General features: G+C 59.5%; 18 protein-coding genes. 5 read left to right on the forward strand and 13 right to left on the reverse strand.

Annotated features, from left to right (window positions below):
• Positions 1-48: 48 nt before the first annotated feature.
• Genes miaA through CXF97_RS08065 form a run of 5 tightly spaced genes read right to left on the reverse strand, consistent with a single transcriptional unit; the run spans position 49 to position 6312 of the window.
• Positions 49-1020 (reverse strand): tRNA (adenosine(37)-N6)-dimethylallyltransferase MiaA, encoded by a 972-nt coding sequence (gene miaA, locus CXF97_RS08045; protein WP_101157745.1) that lies wholly within the window; start codon positions 1018-1020, stop codon positions 49-51.
• Positions 1020-2927 (reverse strand): DNA mismatch repair endonuclease MutL, encoded by a 1908-nt coding sequence (gene mutL / locus CXF97_RS08050; RefSeq protein ID WP_101157747.1) that lies wholly within the window; start codon positions 2925-2927, stop codon positions 1020-1022. The genes miaA and mutL overlap by 1 nt, the downstream gene beginning before the upstream one ends.
• Positions 2924-4303: an N-acetylmuramoyl-L-alanine amidase gene (locus CXF97_RS08055; protein ID WP_371918374.1), complete on the reverse strand. Its 1380-nt coding sequence runs from the start codon at positions 4301-4303 to the stop codon at positions 2924-2926. The genes mutL and CXF97_RS08055 overlap by 4 nt, the downstream gene beginning before the upstream one ends.
• Positions 4304-4354: 51 nt before the next feature.
• A complete protein-coding gene (gene tsaE / locus CXF97_RS08060; RefSeq protein WP_016985707.1) occupies positions 4355-4825 on the reverse strand; it encodes a tRNA (adenosine(37)-N6)-threonylcarbamoyltransferase complex ATPase subunit type 1 TsaE in 471 nt (156 codons plus the stop codon).
• Positions 4813-6312 carry an NAD(P)H-hydrate dehydratase gene (locus CXF97_RS08065; RefSeq protein ID WP_101157751.1) on the reverse strand — a complete coding sequence of 500 codons (1500 nt, stop codon included), beginning with the start codon at positions 6310-6312 and terminating at the stop codon, positions 4813-4815. The genes tsaE and CXF97_RS08065 overlap by 13 nt, the downstream gene beginning before the upstream one ends.
• 63 nt (positions 6313-6375) lie before the next feature.
• On the opposite strand from CXF97_RS08065, the gene queG reads away from it, so the two are divergent.
• Positions 6376-7455, forward strand: a complete 1080-nt coding sequence (queG, locus tag CXF97_RS08070) for a tRNA epoxyqueuosine(34) reductase QueG (protein ID WP_101157753.1) — start codon at positions 6376-6378, stop codon at positions 7453-7455.
• On the opposite strand, the gene CXF97_RS08075 is transcribed toward queG, so the two are convergent.
• Positions 7437-8051: a trimeric intracellular cation channel family protein gene (locus tag CXF97_RS08075; protein WP_178081165.1), complete on the reverse strand. Its 615-nt coding sequence runs from the start codon at positions 8049-8051 to the stop codon at positions 7437-7439. The two genes, queG and CXF97_RS08075, sit on opposite strands and share 19 nt — an antisense overlap.
• 184 nt (positions 8052-8235) lie before the next feature.
• Complete coding sequence (orn, locus tag CXF97_RS08080; RefSeq protein ID WP_042607793.1) at positions 8236-8778, reverse strand: oligoribonuclease; 543 nt, start codon at positions 8776-8778, stop codon at positions 8236-8238.
• Between the two features lie 107 nt (positions 8779-8885).
• Between orn and rsgA the strand changes: the two genes are divergently transcribed.
• From rsgA to CXF97_RS08100, 4 genes are all read left to right on the forward strand, one after another.
• The gene (rsgA, locus tag CXF97_RS08085; protein ID WP_101157757.1) at positions 8886-9917 is read left to right on the forward strand and encodes a small ribosomal subunit biogenesis GTPase RsgA; all 1032 of its coding nucleotides are present in this window, start codon (positions 8886-8888) and stop codon (positions 9915-9917) included.
• A 211-nt stretch (positions 9918-10128) separates the two neighbouring features.
• Positions 10129-10536, forward strand: coding sequence for a TIR domain-containing protein (locus tag CXF97_RS08090; RefSeq protein ID WP_101157759.1), 408 nt, complete (start codon positions 10129-10131; stop codon positions 10534-10536).
• 2 nt (positions 10537-10538) lie between these two features.
• Positions 10539-11498 carry a caspase family protein gene (locus tag CXF97_RS08095; RefSeq protein WP_101157761.1) on the forward strand — a complete coding sequence of 320 codons (960 nt, stop codon included), beginning with the start codon at positions 10539-10541 and terminating at the stop codon, positions 11496-11498.
• Positions 11498-11983, forward strand: coding sequence for a toll/interleukin-1 receptor domain-containing protein (locus CXF97_RS08100; RefSeq protein ID WP_101157763.1), 486 nt, complete (start codon positions 11498-11500; stop codon positions 11981-11983). The genes CXF97_RS08095 and CXF97_RS08100 overlap by 1 nt, the downstream gene beginning before the upstream one ends.
• 41 nt (positions 11984-12024) lie before the next feature.
• Here the strand turns inward: CXF97_RS08100 and CXF97_RS08105 are convergent, their stop codons facing one another.
• The 6 genes from CXF97_RS08105 to CXF97_RS08130 all read right to left on the reverse strand — a co-directional run.
• Complete coding sequence (locus tag CXF97_RS08105) at positions 12025-12300, reverse strand: hypothetical protein (RefSeq protein ID WP_101157765.1); 276 nt, start codon at positions 12298-12300, stop codon at positions 12025-12027.
• A 307-nt stretch (positions 12301-12607) separates the two neighbouring features.
• On the reverse strand, positions 12608-13039 hold the full coding sequence (locus CXF97_RS08110) for a hypothetical protein (protein WP_101157767.1): 432 nt from the start codon (positions 13037-13039) through the stop codon (positions 12608-12610).
• 96 nt (positions 13040-13135) lie between these two features.
• Positions 13136-14086: a hypothetical protein gene (locus CXF97_RS08115; protein ID WP_101157769.1), complete on the reverse strand. Its 951-nt coding sequence runs from the start codon at positions 14084-14086 to the stop codon at positions 13136-13138.
• Entirely contained in the window at positions 14077-16770 is a 2694-nt protein-coding gene (locus tag CXF97_RS08120) for a toxin VasX (RefSeq protein ID WP_101157771.1), read from the reverse strand. Before CXF97_RS08120 ends, CXF97_RS08115 begins: the two co-directional genes overlap by 10 nt.
• Positions 16767-17333, reverse strand: a complete 567-nt coding sequence (locus CXF97_RS08125; RefSeq protein ID WP_101157773.1) for a DUF4123 domain-containing protein — start codon at positions 17331-17333, stop codon at positions 16767-16769. The genes CXF97_RS08120 and CXF97_RS08125 overlap by 4 nt, the downstream gene beginning before the upstream one ends.
• Positions 17330-18094, reverse strand: a 765-nt coding sequence (locus CXF97_RS08130; RefSeq protein WP_256589730.1) for a phage baseplate assembly protein V, incomplete at its 5' end; no start/stop codon positions are given. The genes CXF97_RS08125 and CXF97_RS08130, both read right to left, overlap by 4 nt.

Genomic DNA, 18094 nt, shown 5'->3' on the forward strand with positions numbered 1-18094 from the left:
ATGGCTTTGGCCGTCACACCCCCAAGGATAGACGGCAATTGCAAGGACTCAGCTCAATATGGAGATGGTCCCAAGGTATTTCAAGGCGCGTGGCAGATTGTCGCAATCAAGACTGTCCAGCCAGTGCAAATCGTCCCAGCTGCGCAGCCAGGTAAACTGGCGCTTGGCCAATTGGCGCGTGGCGATGATGCCGCGCTCCTGCATCTGGGCCAACGTCAGCTTGCCGTCCAGGTAATCCCAGACTTGGCGGTAGCCTACCGCACGTATAGACGGCAACCCCGAATGCAGGTCACTTCTTTTACGCAGGGCTACGACCTCGTCGATGAACCCCTGTTCCAACATATTTGTGAATCTTTGTTCAATTCGCTGGTGCAGAACCTGGCGATTTGCCGGAGCAATGGCCAGGTTCGCGACAGTATAGGGTAATTGTTGGCGTCCAGAAGCGGCTGCTTCAGTACTTTGCGCAGATTGTTGCTCGCGCAGGGCAGTCATGCTCTGCCCGCTGACTCGGTACACTTCCAGCGCCCGACTCAAGCGCTGCGGATCATTTGGATGAATGCGCGCTGCCGACACCGGATCGATTTGCGCCAACTGCTCGTGCAGCACCTGCCAGCCGAGGCGTGCCGCTTCTTCCTCTATTTGCGCGCGCACCTGGGCATCGGCCGCCGGCATGTCCGCCAGACCTTCGACCAACGCCTTGTAATAAAGCATCGTGCCGCCGACCAACAGCGGGATCTTTCCCCGCGCAGTGATTTCGGCCATGGCCTGCAGGGCGTCGCGACGGAAATCGGCAGCGGAATACGCCTCGGCAGGGTCGAGAATATCGATCAACCGGTGCGGGTATTCGTTTAGCAGTGCTTTCGAAGGCTTGGCCGTGCCGATGTCCATGCCGCGATAAACAAGCGCCGAGTCGACACTGATCAATTCGCACGGCAGCACCTTGGTCAGCTCGATGGCCAGATCTGTCTTGCCCGCAGCGGTCGGGCCCATCAGAAAAATCGCTGGAGGCAGCTGGCTCATCAACGACCGCGCAGGAACAGTTTGTCCAGATCGTCCAGGCCCAATTGGGTCCAGGTCGGTCGGCCATGGTTGCATTGACCACTGCGCTCGGTGTTCTCCATGTCACGCAGCAGGCCGTTCATTTCCGGCAGGGCCAGGCGCCGGTTGGCACGGATCGCCCCGTGGCAGGCCATGGTGCCGAGCAGTTCGTTGAGGTGCGCCTGAATGCGGTCGCTGGTGCCGTATTCCATCAGATCCGAAAGCACGTCGCCGACCAGTCGATTGGCTTCCGCCTGCTTGAGCAATGCTGGAATCTGCCGGATCGCCAGAGTTTCCGGGCCCAGCCGCTGCAATTCGAAGCCCAGCCGCTGGAACCACGCGGCGTGTTCTTCAGCGCAATCGGCCTCGCGCTGACTCACCGCCAGCGACTCCGGCACCAGCAACGGCTGACCACTGAGGCCTTCGCTGGCCATGGCGATTTTCAGGCGCTCGTACATGATGCGTTCGTGGGCGGCATGCATATCCACCAGCACCAGGCCATGGGCGTTCTCGGACAGAATATAGATGCCCTTGAGCTGCGCCAGTGCATAGCCGAGCGGCGGGATATCTTCCTGGCCGGTCGGCAGTGCGCTGGCATTGGCTTCCGGCAGCGGCGCGAAGAACTCTTTGTAGGCAGCTTGCGCCTCGGCGACAGGCACCGTCGATTGCGGACGCGGCGTGTATTGATACTGATAAGCGCCGCCAGCGCTGGCGCCGGACGCAGTGTTGAATGCCGGTTGCGCCTGCGGCTGCTCGAGCAGCGCATTGGCGGCCAGACGCATCTCGCCTTGCGGGCCGAATTCGCCCGCCTCGATTCCGCTGGGCCGAACGATTGCCGTGGTGACCGAGCCGGCCAACTGGTCTTCCGGACGCACATCGCCCAGCGCACGGTGCAACGTGCCATACAGGAAATCGTGAACCATGCGCCCGTCACGAAAGCGCACTTCATGCTTGGTCGGGTGCACGTTGACGTCGACCGCTGCAGGGTCTACCTCGAAAAACAGCGCGAAGGTCGGATGCCGGCCGTTGAACAGCACGTCGCGATAAGCCTGGCGCACGGCGTGGGCCACCAATTTGTCGCGCACCGCCCGACCGTTCACAAAGAAATACTGCAAGTCCGCCTGACTGCGGTTGAAAGTCGGCAAACCGACCCAACCCCACAGGTGCAAGCCATTGCGTTCGATCTCGATCGGCAACGCCTGCTCAAGGAAACCCGAACCGCAGATCGCCGCCACACGCCGTGCGCGGGCCGCATCATCGTGGGCCTCGTGCAGGCTGAGAATGGTTTTGCCGTTGTGGCGCAAATGAAACGCTACGTCGAAACGCGCCAGCGCGAGACGCTTGATCACTTCTTGCAGGTGATCGAATTCGGTTTTTTCGGTCTTGAGAAATTTGCGCCGTGCCGGGGTGTTGAAAAACAGGTCGCGGACTTCCACCGAGGTGCCAACCGGGTGTGCAGCCGGCTGCACGCGCGGTGCCATGTCACGCCCTTCGGTTTCCACCTGCCAGGCCTGATCGGCATCGCGGGTGCGCGAGGTCAGGGTCAGACGCGCCACAGAGCTGATCGACGCCAGCGCTTCGCCCCGAAACCCGAGGCTCATCACCTGTTCCAGATCTTCAAGATTGCGAATCTTGCTAGTGGCGTGCCGGGCCAGCGCCAGCGGCAGGTCATCGGCAGAGATGCCACTGCCATCGTCACGCACCCGCAGCAGCTTGACGCCGCCCTGTTCGACATCGACATCGATACGCTTGGCACCGGAGTCGAGGCTGTTTTCCAGCAGTTCCTTGATCACCGAAGCCGGGCGCTCGACCACTTCACCGGCGGCGATCTGGTTCGCCAGCCGTGGGCTGAGCAGTTCGATGCGCGCCGTGTTCAATACCTGGTTCATTCTTTCGACGCCAGTTCGGTGCCTGGAATAGTCAGGTGCTGACCCACTTTCAGCTCGTCACTCTTCAGATTGTTGGCGGCGCGCAAGGTGGCCGGCGAAACCTGATAGCGCACGCCGATCATCGCCAGGGTTTCCCCCGGGCCGACACGGTGGTCGCGCGGGCCTTGGGCAATCTTGCCGGAATCACGCAGCCAGGCGATGTAGGTGCCCGGTGGCGGATTCTGCTGGAAGAACTGGCGCACACCGCTGCTGATCGAGCGTGCCAGCGCTTGCTGATGGCTCGATGCAGACAGTTTGTTGGCTTCGTTGGCGTTGGAGATGAAACCGGTTTCGACCAGGATCGACGGGATATCCGGCGACTTCAGCACCATGAACCCGGCCTGTTCCACGCGCTGTTTGTGCAGCGGTGTGACGCGGCCAATATTGGTCAGAACCTTCTGACCGACGTTGAGGCTGGAGGTCAGCGACGCGGTCATCGACAGGTCGAGCAGCACGCCGGCGAGCATGCGGTCCTTGTCGTCGAGGCTGACGTTGCCGGCACCGCCGATCAGGTCGGAACGGTTTTCACTGTCGGCCAGCCAACGGGCGGTCTCGGACGTAGCGCCACGATCAGACAGGGCGAACACCGAAGCACCGAAAGCGGCTGCGGACGGCGCGGCGTCGGCGTGGATCGAGACGAACAGGTCGGCGCCCTTCTTGCGAGCGATTTCGGTACGCCCGCGCAATGGAATGAAGTAGTCGCCAGTACGGGTCAGTTCGGCGCGGAAGCCTTTCATGCCGTTGACCTGACGCTGCAATTCGCGAGCGATCTGCAGCACCACGTCTTTTTCACGCTGGCCGCGCGAGCCGGACGCGCCCGGGTCTTCGCCACCGTGGCCGGCGTCGATCACAACGATAATGTCGCGTTTGCCGGCCGGGGCTGGCGGCAGTTTGATCGCCGGTTCAGTCGGGGTCACCGGCACTGCCGGCACGGTCGCCACCGATGGCGTTGGCGCAGGCGGCGGCGCGGCATCGGCCGGGTTGTCGAACAGATCGACCACCAGACGGTTGCCATACTGCGCGTTCGGCGCCAGCGAGAAGCTTTTCGGAGTGACGGCTTTTTTCAGGTCGATGACCACCCGCAGGTCGGTCGGCGTGCGCTGGGCCGAGCGCATCGCGGTGATCGGCGTGTTCGCGGTCTGCACGTTCAACGGCGCGCCAAGGGAGGCGCCATTGATGTCGATCACCAGCCGGTCCGGCGCGGTCAGGGTGAAGACGCTGTGCTGCACCGGGCCGCTCAGGTCGAAGACCAGTCGCGTGTTGTCCGGCGCCCGCCACAGGCGCACGCTGTTGACCTTTGAGTCGGCCACAGCGTTGACGGTTACTGCCATCAACATCAGTCCAGCGGCAGCCACCAACGCGCGAAAGCGCATACCAAACCCCATCATTTAATTGGATTCCAATGCCAAAGCGGCACACCAGGCCTCGCCACGCGAGCCCTGGGACAAAATTTTCAGCGAACGCCCGCTGTCTTGCGGGCTAATGGTAATGGTCAGGTCAGGCTTTGGCAAAAAGCCTGCACCTTTATCGGGCCATTCGATCAGGCACAGGGCATCGTCTTCGAAGTAGTCGCGGATGCCGAGAAACTCCAGCTCCTCCGGATCGACCAGGCGATACAGGTCGAAATGGAAGGCGCGAATGTCACCGATCTCGTAAGGCTCGACCAACGTGAAGGTCGGACTTTTCACCGCGCCGACATGCCCCAGCCCGCGAATGATGCCGCGCGACAGGGTGGTTTTGCCCATGCCCAGATTGCCCTCGAGAAAAATCAGGCCATGGCCCTGGGTGACGCGGGCGATCCGTGCGCCAAAGTCGCTCATCGCCTGTTCATCGGCCAGGTACAGGGTTACTTCAGACACGGTGCTTGCTCCTCCAACAACTGACGAATGGCTGGAATCAGATCACTGGCCGCCAGCCCACGGCCGAATTTGCCTTGTTGCATACCCGCGTTGGCGTGCAGCCAGACGGCCAGGCATGCCGCGTCGAACGCATCCATGCCTTGGGCCAGCAGGGCGCCGATCAATCCGGCCAGCACATCGCCGAGGCCGCCCGTAGCCATCGCCGGATGGCCTTGATGACACAGCGAAAGGCGCCCGTCGGGATGGGCGATCAGGCTACCCGAACCTTTGAGCACGACCACCGCTGAGTATTTTTTGCTCAACGCCAGCGCTGCCGCCGGGCGATCCGCCTGCACCTCGGCGGTGCCGATAGCCAACAACCGCGCCGCTTCGCCCGGATGCGGGGTAATCACACAATCCTTGCGTAATTGAACGAAGCCGCTGGCCAGCAGGTTCAACGCATCGGCGTCCCATACCTGCTGCAAGGATGCGTTGGCTGCGGCGGACAACAATGCGCGCCCCCAACTGGCCTGCCCCAACCCGGGACCGACGACCAGCGTCGAGACCTTTTCCAGCAAACCTACCAACTGATTGGCCGACGAGGTGCCGAGGGCCATGGCTTCCGGCACCCGGGTCAGCGCCGCCGGGACGTGTTCGGGACGCGTCGCCAGCGACACCATGCCCGCGCCGCTGCGCAGGGCCATTTGCGTACTGAGTAAAATCGCCCCGCCAAAGCCGTGATCGCCGCCGATCAGCAGCACATGACCAAAGCGGCCCTTGTGCGCCGTCGGTGCGCGCGGCGCTGGTCGCGGAAGATTAGCCGGGCTGAGGCGCCGGGCGCGGACAGCAATGTCACTATAAATGTCGGCGCTGGCCTGCAGATCATTGAATACCAGTTCACCGATGTGATCGGCGGCGTCGCCAGTGAACAGGCCAACTTTCAGGCCGATAAAAGTCACCGTGAGATCAGCATGCACCGCGACGCCCAAGATTCTTCCGGTGTCGGCGCAAAGCCCGGAAGGAATGTCGACTGCCGTTACGGGCAGACCGCTGGCATTGATCGCGTTGATCGCAGCCGCGTAGGGCTTGCGTACCTCGCCGCTCAAGCCTGTGCCAAGCAAGGCATCGACGAGGACGCCGCGCAGCTCGCTGTCATCTGTCCAGTGCTGCGAGGCAACGCCTGCGGCCAGTGCCTCTGCATGAGCAAGCGCCGCATCCCCTTGCAAGCGCTGTGGATCGCCCACCGCCAGCAGGCGTACAGCCCAACCGGCGCGAAGCGCCAGTACGGCGATGAGATAACCGTCGCCAGCATTGTTGCCATGCCCGACGAGCACCGTCAGTTCGTTCGCGTCCGGCCATTGCCGCACCAGCGCGCGCCAGGTCGCCCGGGCCGCCCGCTGCATCAATTCGAAGCCCGGCGTGCCGGCGGCAATCAGCCGGGCGTCGAGCTCGCGCACCTGGGCGGCGCCGTACAGTGCGTCGGGTAATTCATCTTTCGTCTGCGGCATGCGTCTTCGAGCTCCGATGTCTGGCAGAATTATACGCACCTCAGCTCCGGTTTCTCTCGCCTCATGTCCGCCATCACCACAGACCTGCCCGCCCTCGCCCAATCAATCAAGGAGTGGGGCCGCGAGCTGGGCTTTCAGCAAGTCGGCATCAGCGGCCTGCACCTCGCCGAGCACGAGCAGCACCTGGAGCGCTGGCTCGCGGCCGGCTACCACGGCGAAATGGACTACATGGGCGCCCATGGCAGCAAACGCTCGCACCCCGAGGAACTGGTGCCGGGCACTTTGCGGGTGGTCTCGCTGCGCATGGACTACCTGCCAGGCGATACCGAAATGGCCAAACGTCTGGCGCAACCGGAAAAAGCTTACGTGTCGCGTTATGCCTTGGGCCGCGATTACCACAAATTGATCCGTAAACGTGTGCAGCAATTGGCCGACAAAATTCAGGCCGAGATCGGCCCGTTCGGTTTCCGTGCTTTCGTCGACAGCGCCCCGGTGCTGGAAAAAGCCATCGCCGAACAGGCAGGGCTGGGCTGGATTGGCAAGAACACCCTGGTGCTGAATCGCAAGGCCGGGAGTTATTTCTTTCTAAGCGAGCTATTCGTCGACCTGCCGTTGCCGATGGACCAACCACACAGCACCGAACATTGCGGGCGCTGCACTGCGTGCCTGGATATCTGCCCGACCAATGCCTTCGTCGGCCCGTATGTGCTGGACGCGCGGCGCTGCATTTCCTATCTGACCATCGAACTGAAAACCGCCATCCCTGAAGAGCTGCGCCCGCTGATCGGCAATCGCGTGTTCGGCTGCGATGACTGCCAGATCGTCTGCCCGTGGAACCGTTTCGCCAAACCTTCACAGGAAGGCGATTTCAAGCCACGGCACAACCTCGACAACGCCGAGCTGGCCGAGCTGTTTATGTGGGATGAAGACAAGTTCCTGAGCAGCACGGAAGGCTCGCCGTTGCGGCGCGCCGGTTATGAGCGCTGGTTGAGGAATCTGGCGGTGGGACTGGGTAATGCGCCTTCAACGATCCCGGTGCTGGAAGCCTTGAAGGCGCGCCGCGATTTTCCTTCAGATCTGGTGCAGGAACACGTCGAGTGGGCGCTCAGGCAACATGCCGAGCGTCAGGGCGCGTCGTTGTAAACGAACTTGGGCATTTCCCAGTGAAAACGGATCGCCAGCAGGCGTAGCAGAAACCCACCGAACAGCGTAATCAGAATCGCCTGCTCGCCTGGCACGTTCAGGTACAGACAAAGCATGTAGCACCATGCAGCGGCAAACGAGACGCTGGCATAGAGTTCGCGCCGAAAGATCAGCGGAATGTCGTTACAGAAAATGTCGCGCAGGATGCCGCCGAACACCCCGGTAATGACGCCGCTGACCGATGCTACCAGCATGCCGTGGCCCATCTCCAGAGCGGTCATGCAACCGATCAAAGTGAATGCCACCAGCCCTACCGCGTCGAGCACCAGAAACAGTGAGCGCAGATGGCGCATCCAGCGGGCCGTGAATACGGTGAACATCGCGGCCACCGACGTCAGCACCAGATACTCCGGGTGTTTGACCCAGGTCAGCGGGTAATGTCCGAGCAACACGTCGCGCACCGAACCGCCACCCAGCGCGGTGATGCAGGCGATCAGCACCACGCCAAACCAGTCCATGCCGCGTCGTCCGGCGGACAGCGCGCCGGTCATGGCTTCGGCGGTGATGGCGATGAGATAGAGCATCAGCAACATGATGGCAGCCCAGGCAGAAAGGCGCGCAGTCTAGCCACTTCAGCGCCGCACCAGAAGAGGGCGCCTCAGCAAACACAACTCCCTGTAGGAGCCGCCGAAGGCTGCGATCTTCTGATTCTGCTTTTTTCAGATTCAAAACAGAGATCAAAAGATCGCAGCCTGCGGCAGCTCCTACACAGGGATCGCGTCAGAACTTGATGAAATGCTTGCGGTAGTGCTGCAGCTCGGCGATCGATTCGCGGATGTCATCCAGCGCCAGGTGCGTGCTGCCCTTCTTGAAGCTGTCGCGCACGTCCGGCGCCCAGCGCGCGGCCAGTTCCTTGAGTGTGGAGACGTCGAGGTTGCGGTAGTGGAAGTAGCTTTCCAGCGCTTTCATGTGGGTATAAAGGAAGCGGCGATCCTGGCAGATGCTGTTGCCGCAGATCGGCGACTTGCCCTTCGGCACCCATTGTTCCAGGAAAGCGATGGTTTCGGCCTCGGCCTCGGCCATGCTGATGCGGCTTTCGCGTACACGCTGGGTCAGGCCGGAATTGCCGTGGGTGCGGGTGTTCCACTCATCCATGCGCGCCAGGACTTCGTCGCTGTGATGGATGGCGATCACCGGGCCTTCGGCCAATGTGTTGAGCTCACTGTCGGTGACGATGGTGGCCATTTCGATGATCACATCGTTGTCCGGGTCCAGACCGGTCATTTCCAGGTCGATCCAGATCAGGTTTTGCGGGTTTTGCATATTCGGGCTCCTAGGCAATGCTGCGCAGTTTAGCCTAGGCCGGTGGCCGGGCGTGCTAAACTCGCGGCCGTTTTACCTAATCGCTGCATTCTTCAGACGGAACACCCATGGCCAAACGCCAACTCAATCGTCGTCAAAACTGGCGCATCGAAAAGATTCAGGGCGAGCGCGCCGCACGCGCCGCCAAACGCGAGTCCTCGGCGGTCGAAGCCCTCGAAGGCGGCGACCTTGGCCCTGAGCAACACGGCCTGGTGATCGCCCACTTCGGTGTGCAGGTGGAAGTCGAGGCCGCTGAAGGCGAACTCGCCGGCCAAGTGTTCCGCTGCCACTTGCGCGCCAACCTGCCGGCGCTGGTCACCGGCGACAAAGTCGTCTGGCGCGCCGGCAACCAGGGCATTGGCGTTATCGTCGCGCAACTGCCGCGCAGCACCGAACTGTGCCGCCCCGACAGCCGCGGCCAGCTCAAACCGGTTGCCGCCAACGTCGACATGATCGTCATCGTCTTCGCCCCGCTGCCCGAGCCGCACGCCAACCTGATCGACCGCTACCTGGTCGCCGCCGAACACGCCGGCATCCGCCCTCTGCTGCTGCTGAACAAATTCGACCTGATCGACGAGCAGAACGCCCCGGCGCTGAACGCGCTGCTGGCGGTGTACCGCACGCTGGGTTATCCGGTGCTGGAAGTTTCCGCGCACCACGGCGACGGCATGGAGCAGCTGCAAAAGCAGCTCGACGGACGCATCAGCGTGTTCGTCGGCCAGTCCGGCGTTGGCAAGTCATCGCTGGTCAACAGCTTGCTGCCGGAAGTCGAAACTCGCGTCGGGCCGTTGTCCGAGCTGTCCGGCCAGGGCACGCACACCACGACCACCGCGCGCCTGTTCCACTTTCCTGGCGGCGGCGAACTGATCGACTCCCCGGGCATCCGCGAATTCGGTCTGGGCCACGTCAGCCGCGCCGACGTTGAAGCCGGTTTCATCGAGTTCGACGACCTGCTCGGCACCTGCCGCTTCCGCGACTGCAAGCACGACCGCGAACCAGGTTGCGCGCTGCTCAAGGCGCTCGAAGACGGGCGCATCCAGCAGCAACGCATGAACAGCTACCGCTCGATCATCGCCAGCCTGCCTGAAAACGGCTACTGACCGTCGCGCCGGCAGCACCTCGCCCGAGGGCTGCCGGATGTCAGACCGCGCCTGACAAATCCCCCATCCCGTTAAACGTCAGACCTTTCTGACAGGTCCGCCCACGCCTGCCTGCAGGACATTTCTCTTTCTCCACCCAACCCTTGTAGGCTCGCGTCAGATGCCTAGATTGAGGTCCTCCTTCGCACCTTTGCGACCTTCGAGGTACCCCATGCAGACCTATCACCTGTTCATCAGCCATTCGTGGAACTACTCCCACGCCCACGACAACCTGGTGCGACTACTGGGTGCGCAACCGGATTTCACCTTCAAGAATTTTTCCGTGCCGCCGCACAACCCGATCATGGGCGCGCAAACCGACAAGCAACTGGAAGCAGCCATCGAAAACAAGATTCGCCCCTGTTCGGCAGTACTGATCATGGCCGGCATGTATTCGACGTACAGCAAGTGGATCAACAAGGAAATAGAGATCGCCCAGCGCATGGGCAAGGTGATCATCGCCGTCAAACCGTTTGGCGCCGAGCGCATTTCCACTGTGGTGCGTAATGCCGCGCACGCCGAATGCGCGTGGAGCACTAAAAGCATTGTCAGCGCCATTCGCCTGCATACGGCGGTGTAACCATGCGCAAGGGACTGTTTATCGGCATCAACCACTACGCCCATGTCGCCCCTTTGAGCGGCTGCAACAACGATGCAATGGCCATGGCATCCGTTCTCGAGCGCCACGCCAGCGGGCGCCCGAATTTCAGCAGTAAAGTGCTGACCTCGTCCGAGGAGAACCTGACGCTCAATGTCATGAAGCAACAGATTCAGAGCCTGTTTTCCGGCGACTGCGATGTAGCGCTGCTTTACTTCGCTGGCCACGGGCAGTTCGACACCAGCATCGACGAAGGGCTGCTGATTCCGCAGGACTTCAAACACGGTGGGGAAGGCATCCGCATCAGCGACATCCTGCTGTGGGCTGATCAGGCGTCGCAGATCAAAAACAAGATCATCATTCTCGATTGCTGCCAGGCCGGCGCAGCGGGGGCCATGCGTAATTTACGCGGCGGCAGCAGCGTGATCGGCGAAGGCATGACCATTCTCACTGCCTGCAAAAAAGAACAGTCAGCCCTTGAAAGTCGCGGTCACGGCGTGTTCACCGACCTGCTGTTACAGGCTCTGCACGGTGGCGCCGCCAATGTGCTCGGCAAGGTCACTCCGGGCAGCGTTTACTCGTTCGTCGACAACGCGCTGGGGGCTTGGGAGCAGCGCCCGGTGTTCAAGACCAACGTGTCGCAGTTCGTGCCATTGCGCGAAGTGGCTCCACTGATCGCCGAAGAAACCCTGCGCAAACTCAAGGACTGGTTCCCCGAGCCGAGCTTCGTCTTCAGGCTCGACCCAAGCTATGAGCCCACCGAGCCCTCATTCGAAGTCGACCACGGTGAAGTCTTCAAACAACTGCAAACCTGCAACCGCCATAGCCTGATCGAACCGGTGGACGCCGAGCACATGTACTACGCCGCCCTCAACTCGACCGGCTGCCGCCTCACCGCCCTTGGCGCCTACTACCGCGAACTCGCCATTAAAGGACACTTCTGATGCCTGTCTTCATCAGCTACCGCCACGTGGATCGTATGCAGGCCATGGCGATCAACAGTCGCCTGAAACAGGCCAACATCAAAACCTACCTGGATGTGCTCGACCCGGAATCGCAAACCACCGATGACATCACCGGCGTCATCACCCGCAATATCACCGAATGCACGCACTTGCTCGCGGTGGTGTCGGAGCGGACCGCGTCGTCGTGGTGGGTGCCGTTCGAGATTGGTGAGGCGACGATCAGCAACCGCCGGATCTGCTCGTTCAAGACCGGCCCTGCGGAATTGCCGTTGTACCTGGACAAGTGGCCGAAGCTGAGCACGGACAGTGATCTGAATTTCTTTATCGACGCGTATCGTGAAGAGGTGTCGAGCAAGCGCTCGATGACGCTGGATTCGAGTAACGAATCCTTCAGTGGCACCTATAAACGCAATGCCGAAATGTTCCACGAGCAACTGAAGAATCGTATCCGGCGCGGGTTCTGACAGATGTAAAAAAGCCGCGACACAATCGCGGCTTTTTACTTTCAAAGTCCGGGCGCGACTCTATCCAGTTTCCAACCCAACGCATCCAGCGCGTCACAGCCGTCCTGAAGCAGGAGATGCGCGGCGCTGGCGAAATGTTCCAGATCATGGCCTTCGGCGTCTTTGACGCACAGGCAACTGACGCTGTTGAGCATGTTGCGCACCGTGTTGATTCGATATTTGGCGTTTTCGAGAAGTGCCGATGCCTTGGCTTCGGTGTCGATGTAGAGCGTGGGGGTGGTGCTGAGGTTGCCTTGCAGGGGACAATAATCAGCCATGGTCAAACTCCAATGGTTTATGAATATTCCATCTTGTTTCGACCGGCTAAGATCGGTCATCGATTGGTCGGTGACGGGGCGAACTATAGGCAAACAACCGGGTGAAGTAAATCTGATTTATACGTTCAGGAACCGTCCTACATAAGTCAGGGAAACGTACTAATAAAAGTACTATTTTTTGAGAGAACCCTACCCCCGCCTGAAAACCACCGCATGCTGATATGCTTTAACGCGTGGCTTTCCTCGTGCGACTGAGGTAATAACGTTTGATTCAGTATTCCGAAAAATGAGCTGCAAGGAAACTAACTCACTTGACAATACGAGCACGCGCTTGCGCAACAAACTCATCGGGCAACATCACGTTACTTAAAGAGAATTTTTGGTTCTGCTCTTTTAGATCAACAATAAGCGTTTTGAAAAATGGATTACGCCGCAATCGCACTGACTTTATATCTTCATTACGAATCAAGTCTTCACGCTTGTACCCCACAGCGTCGTCACGAAATACAAGGCCTTCGGGCACTATTGTAATACTGACTTTTTGGTCGCGCCTTGCGAACACTGAGATAACAAAAAAAACAATGCTCAGTAAAATCGACATCGCGAACGGCCACCCCGCCAAATATGGTTCCAGCGGAAAAAGCGTTAAAAGCAAATGCAGCGTCACAGTCAAGATGAAGCTCGCAATCGCCCACAACATCACCCCTAGCCCAACACCTAAATTCCAGACAGCCTTCATTACTACTCCTGATTTATTACGCAGATGACAATATGTGGCTTCTCAACGGCTGCTCCGAATTCTAACTACCAACCGTAAGCTTCCCTTGCTTCCCGACTATTCAGTCAGTATTTCCTGCAATTCCAAGTCCGCTAGCCGTGTGGTTGGCCCGCTGGCTTTCAGCCGCTCAGTGACGACTTTTGGCCACAGATTTCGGGAACGGCGCTTAGCAACGCTGTAGGTAAATTCTTTAATCCGATCGGTGGGATAGAGCATGGGGTCAAAGATCAGTTTCGCCATGTCGCTGCCGCTTAAATAATTCTCTCCCCCAGCGTCTTTTCTGGCTTGTTTGATGTCTGCCAGTGTCTGTTTGAAGCTGTCGCTCATTTTGAAGCGAGCCGCGAGTTGGCTTTTTACAAAAACATCAGACTCACTGTGATTACCGTGTTCATCAAAGTAAGGGCCGTTGTTCATGTAGGAGCGGATGTACTCCCAAAAGCCTTTTTGCATCTCCAGGTTTTTACCGAAGGGTGACCCAAGGCTGACCATCAGGGCCATTTGCGGTTCTTCAAATTTCCACATCCGGATTTCCAGCGAAGCGCTTTGCATAGCACCGATATGAGTGCCGACGAGTTGGAACTCGCTAGCTACAGCTGAGATGTCATCCCATGGTGCGTGGAATAGGTCACCGTCGTTCTCGAAATAGACTTCCCGAGTACGGCGATTGAACAGGATTGGGAGCGGTAGCGGGCGCAGGGTTTCCCATAAAAACGCTGCCACGAAGAGCGGCAAACATATCCAGAGCATGATGACCAATCCGTCCAGTTCACCGCTTTTTAAAAAGCTTAGAAGACCGATCCCTATCGATGGAACCGCCCCAGCGCCCCCCAAAATTCCTGACCATAATCCCCGATCCGAATCCCCCCCTGATTGCAACGCCAAGTAATGTTCAGTGTGTTCATCAGTAATAAACAGCTCCATTGGCTGCTCGCCCGTGGATTTATTGGCTTCAAGCATTACGGTGGATGAAGCACTGCCTTTTGGCTGATCCAGTTTGTTCATATCCATGCTCGTTCCATGATGGTGACCGCTGGCAACGTCAGTCCTTCTTGCGGGGAATAAACCAACTCGCCCTCGATTCGCATCAAGTCCCGCACGCCATCCTCATGGTACACACGGCGATACGGAGTCGTGCCCTGTGATACAGGAATGCGGCTGCCGATATGCAGAGCAAAGTCGTTACCCGTCCATTCGACCTTTTTGGTTTTCTCTGGATGGTAGCCAAGGGTATCGCCCCAGACTTCGATGCCCTTGAAATGAATCATTCCTTCAGCCAGCGATACATTTTCCCCGGGCAGTTTCAGCATCAGGTACGTGGATGTGACTTGCCCTTGATACGGGTTCATTTCCGACAGCCGCCGAGCTTCAAAACTGATGGGGAAGAGAATCGGATACAACTTGTCCATGGACTGGGCATAGCTGCTCGACCAGGTCTCGTCCGGGCGGACGCCAAAACGACTGTGTTTTACCCACTGCTCCAAGGGCGTGTCTGTTGTGTAGAGTCGAGCCACGACACCTGCGACAACTACTACAGTAAAGCCAAGTATTTTTATGGCGATATGCGGTGCAACATTCATCCCCGCTGCAATGGCTGACATCTCGCCGACCAACACGGCCGCTTGGGCGGCACGGTAAATTCGGAAAAGCTGTACATGGAGCACAACGTTTGCCACCTCGGCACCGATAATTGTCAGATTCGCCACTACGGTGTCGAAATCGCCTTTTTGGTACGCCTCAAAGGCTTCTATTCCGTAGAACAAAATGTCAACGGTAAGCACAGCAATCTGCAGTCCCGCAGCAGTAGCCGCACGACCCAAGGTTTGTGCCAAAAGCAGGCGGGATGAGACTGAGGTGCTACCACTCTGTCGAACCGCCGAAGTCCAATTAACCTCTGTGACTCGCTGCCGGATGGCTGCAACTCCGACAGCGAGACCCAATGCGGCTCCGAATGTGGCGATGCCCTTTTTTGCTGTTTGCTCATCTGTAAATGCACTTCCCGCCCAAACAAAATTCCCCCCCGCCACTAACGCCACAATCGACTTGACCGGCGCCTTACTCAACGCCCCCTTCAAATCAAACACACCACTCAACTCCCCCCCAGCCGCCAGATTCACCGGCAACGGCGCCAATTTGGTACTGGCCGGCACCAGATGCATGAACGGAATCCCCGCCGACACGCCACTGGCCAGCGACGCAACATTCAGATGCGCGGGCGATGTCTGCCGAGTGCCCATCAAGTCGCTGTACCACTCACCCAATTGACGCGACGTAACAGCCAACGTCTGAATGCGTTGATCGCTGCGGGCCAATGCTGCCGCCATGTACAGGCGCCCGGCGTTGCTGGCGGCATTGTCGGCTTGATGCAGTTGCAGCGCGGCGACGGGGGCGAGGGACAAGAACAATGCTTCGAGACTGGCTGCAGGGTTGTGTTGTTTGAGTTTGTCGGCGGCTTTGTTCAGCCCTTCGGCATGGGCAAAGGCTCTGGCCAGTTTGTCGGCGCTCTCTTGAACAGCCGCTTTGTTGTCGCGCGTCAGGTCGCCGAAGTCCACGATGTATTTGATTTCGCCAATGCTCAGCCGCGACGGTAGTCCGAGTAACGCCCAGAGCAGCCATGGCTTGCCGGCCTTGTCACCTTCCAGCTGGCGGGTGATGGCCTCAGCGCCAATGCTAGTGCTAGCCGGCCCGAGACAGGCTTCGGCGAAATGCAGCTCGAAGGCTTCTCGGGCAATCGCCAGGGTAATGTCGAAGTGGCCGCAAGCTGTGTTTATGCTCGACGGGCCGGTCGCTTGCAGGGTGTTGAACCATGCCACCCAGAGTTGAGCCAGATGCCGAACATCAGCGGTATATCGCTCGTTTTGTACCTCTTGATCCTTCCATGTCCGCTGGAGTTCGTCGTAGCGAGTAATGGACGGCAGTTGCGCATTCAACTGACGGTCGCTTTCGCTCAGGGACTTGAGAACACCGGCTATCGCCCATTCTTCGGCGTGATGCTCCTGATAGCTGTCGAACGCGGTTTTGCGTGCACGGATCAGTGCAGCGAGGTCAAACAGCACGCCCCACGGATCATCGATGACGGCAAAGGTCTGTTGCTCGCATGCCGTCATCTGTCGCTGCATGTTCAACCAGTCAGGCGCGTGCTCCGTTTCAGGCTGAGCGCTCCAGCCGTACCGTGTTGCATCGACATATTCGCCGATCTGTTTGCCGATGGTTTCGACCGGGCCGCTGAACGGTGCCACGCCCGGGACAAGACTGCGCATGATGCGCTTACGCACGGCGGCATCGGTTTTGGCTGAAAGATATTGCGGCTCGCTCCAGCGCACGGGCGACCACACCAATGCGGCAAGATCACCGGCCCGCAACAGTAGATGCGGTTTGACCCGCGTGTCGATCACGGTGCCCGCGCGCGGGGTTTGGGTGAGCAATGCCTTTTCGACTTGATACTCCACCAGTTGGGCTGGCTTGCATTCCCAGACGTAAAGCCAGCCATCACGCAACAAACGGGCGGTGTAGTTGAGTGGATGTTCAGTCAGGTCAGGCTGGCGTGGCCCAAGCTCGGGGAATTGCCCAGCCAGCGCAGGCAAACCATGAGCATCGGTGGCAACAGAGGCCGTCGGGCCAATTGCGTAACGCAATGGCAGAACGGCCGCGAACAGCGGGCAAGTGCCAAAGCGTTTCTTGTGGCCGGCGCTCATGGGTTTGTCTCCGGATTGGCCGGCAGACTGAGCGCCAGCAGCAGTGGCTCAGACAGGGTTATTTGCGCGACCAGCGCTTTTTCCTCTGGTGCTGAATCGTATTCAGGATGCTGGTTTTCCCATGCGCAGACAGGCCCGTTTCCGTGCCTCAGCCAGACACTGTCGACACCAAACCAGAAGCCTTTCGGCCATTGCGCACTTGCCATCCAAGCGCGGGTCAGCGCCGGGCCGTCGGCCAGGCGCAACCAGAATTCTTGTTGTTGCTCGTCAACGATCCGTAAGCGGCGCTGCATAATCGACAGCAACTGCCGGGTGGTTTTAGACGTTGCCAGCCATACGCCGTGTTGCAGATCCGCGCCGCTCCACCACGCGGTATGGGTCGCACTGCCGATTGAGGCGTTAAGCAAAAACGGCCCGCAAGCGCTGATTGGCTCGTAAGCGGTGCGGTTGAGCAGCGACTGCGGGTGGTCAGAACCGTAGTGCTCGTGAAGCCAACCCGTGCCGTCCTTATATTGAGATCCGTCGATCAGGAGCAATCCCTTTTTCAGGCTATCTGACTTCATGCTTCAGCCCTCTCGGCGGCATCGCATACCGGACAAATGCCGGTATCCGCCTCACGAAAGACGATGGCTTGTTTGAGCAGGGCCTCCATTGGGATGGATTCAACGACAACATCCTCGGCTGCTGCCGCCAACGCCGTCTGCGCCGCCACACCGGCCAGTGGCGCCCCGCCCTCGACGATGGCGACACTGCTGAAGATCCCGCCAGAATTGATGACGATGTGATGGCCACCAGCAGTCAGCGTCAGGCTCGTGCCGGCATCAATCACCACCTGGCTGGCCGTAACACGCGCATGCGGGCCGGCCTGAATCACCAGCGTGCCTTCCGCCGTGACGCTGCTGTTGCCGCTGATGCTGAGCAGGTCGTCGGTGCCGATCACGGTGTTGCGCGTACCGTCGGTGGTGTGTCGTTCGTCAGCCTTGATCAGGCTGGTGCTGTGGTTGTCGACTTGTTCGAAGCGGTCGTGACGGATCAGGCTGTGGCTGTCATTGAGGATCAGTTGCACGAAATCACGCTCGGCGCGAAGGTAGATTTTTTCCTGGCCGGCACGGTCTTCGATCATCAGCTCGTTGTAGCCGCCGGTGTGCGGTGAACTGTGGCTGCGCAGCACGGTTCTGGTCTTGTGCTCGGGCAAGGCGTAGGGCGGGGACTTGACCATGTTGGGCACGCAACCGGTGATCAGCGGTTTGTCCGGATCACCTTCGAGAAAGGTCACCACGACCTCCATGCCGATGCGCGGGATCGTCACAGAACCGAAGCCTTG

The sequence above is a fragment of the Pseudomonas sp. Choline-02u-1 genome (genome assembly GCF_002836515.1).
In the GTDB taxonomy this organism is placed as follows: Bacteria; Pseudomonadota; Gammaproteobacteria; order Pseudomonadales; family Pseudomonadaceae; genus Aquipseudomonas.

Coding starts and splice junctions, on each gene's coding strand:
- miaA (WP_101157745.1), bottom strand. CDS start 1,020: ATGAGCCAGCTGCCTCCAGCGATTTTTCTGATGGGCCCGACCGCTGCG.
- mutL (WP_101157747.1), bottom strand. CDS start 2,927: ATGAACCAGGTATTGAACACGGCGCGCATCGAACTGCTCAGCCCACGG.
- CXF97_RS08055 (WP_371918374.1), bottom strand. CDS start 4,303: ATGTTGATGGCAGTAACCGTCAACGCTGTGGCCGACTCAAAGGTCAAC.
- CXF97_RS08065 (WP_101157751.1), bottom strand. CDS start 6,312: ATGCCGCAGACGAAAGATGAATTACCCGACGCACTGTACGGCGCCGCC.
- queG (WP_101157753.1), top strand. CDS start 6,376: ATGTCCGCCATCACCACAGACCTGCCCGCCCTCGCCCAATCAATCAAG.
- orn (WP_042607793.1), bottom strand. CDS start 8,778: ATGCAAAACCCGCAAAACCTGATCTGGATCGACCTGGAAATGACCGGT.
- rsgA (WP_101157757.1), top strand. CDS start 8,886: ATGGCCAAACGCCAACTCAATCGTCGTCAAAACTGGCGCATCGAAAAG.
- CXF97_RS08090 (WP_101157759.1), top strand. CDS start 10,129: ATGCAGACCTATCACCTGTTCATCAGCCATTCGTGGAACTACTCCCAC.
- CXF97_RS08095 (WP_101157761.1), top strand. CDS start 10,539: ATGCGCAAGGGACTGTTTATCGGCATCAACCACTACGCCCATGTCGCC.
- CXF97_RS08100 (WP_101157763.1), top strand. CDS start 11,498: ATGCCTGTCTTCATCAGCTACCGCCACGTGGATCGTATGCAGGCCATG.
- CXF97_RS08105 (WP_101157765.1), bottom strand. CDS start 12,300: ATGGCTGATTATTGTCCCCTGCAAGGCAACCTCAGCACCACCCCCACG.
- CXF97_RS08110 (WP_101157767.1), bottom strand. CDS start 13,039: ATGAAGGCTGTCTGGAATTTAGGTGTTGGGCTAGGGGTGATGTTGTGG.
- CXF97_RS08115 (WP_101157769.1), bottom strand. CDS start 14,086: ATGGATATGAACAAACTGGATCAGCCAAAAGGCAGTGCTTCATCCACC.
- CXF97_RS08120 (WP_101157771.1), bottom strand. CDS start 16,770: ATGAGCGCCGGCCACAAGAAACGCTTTGGCACTTGCCCGCTGTTCGCG.
- CXF97_RS08125 (WP_101157773.1), bottom strand. CDS start 17,333: ATGAAGTCAGATAGCCTGAAAAAGGGATTGCTCCTGATCGACGGATCT.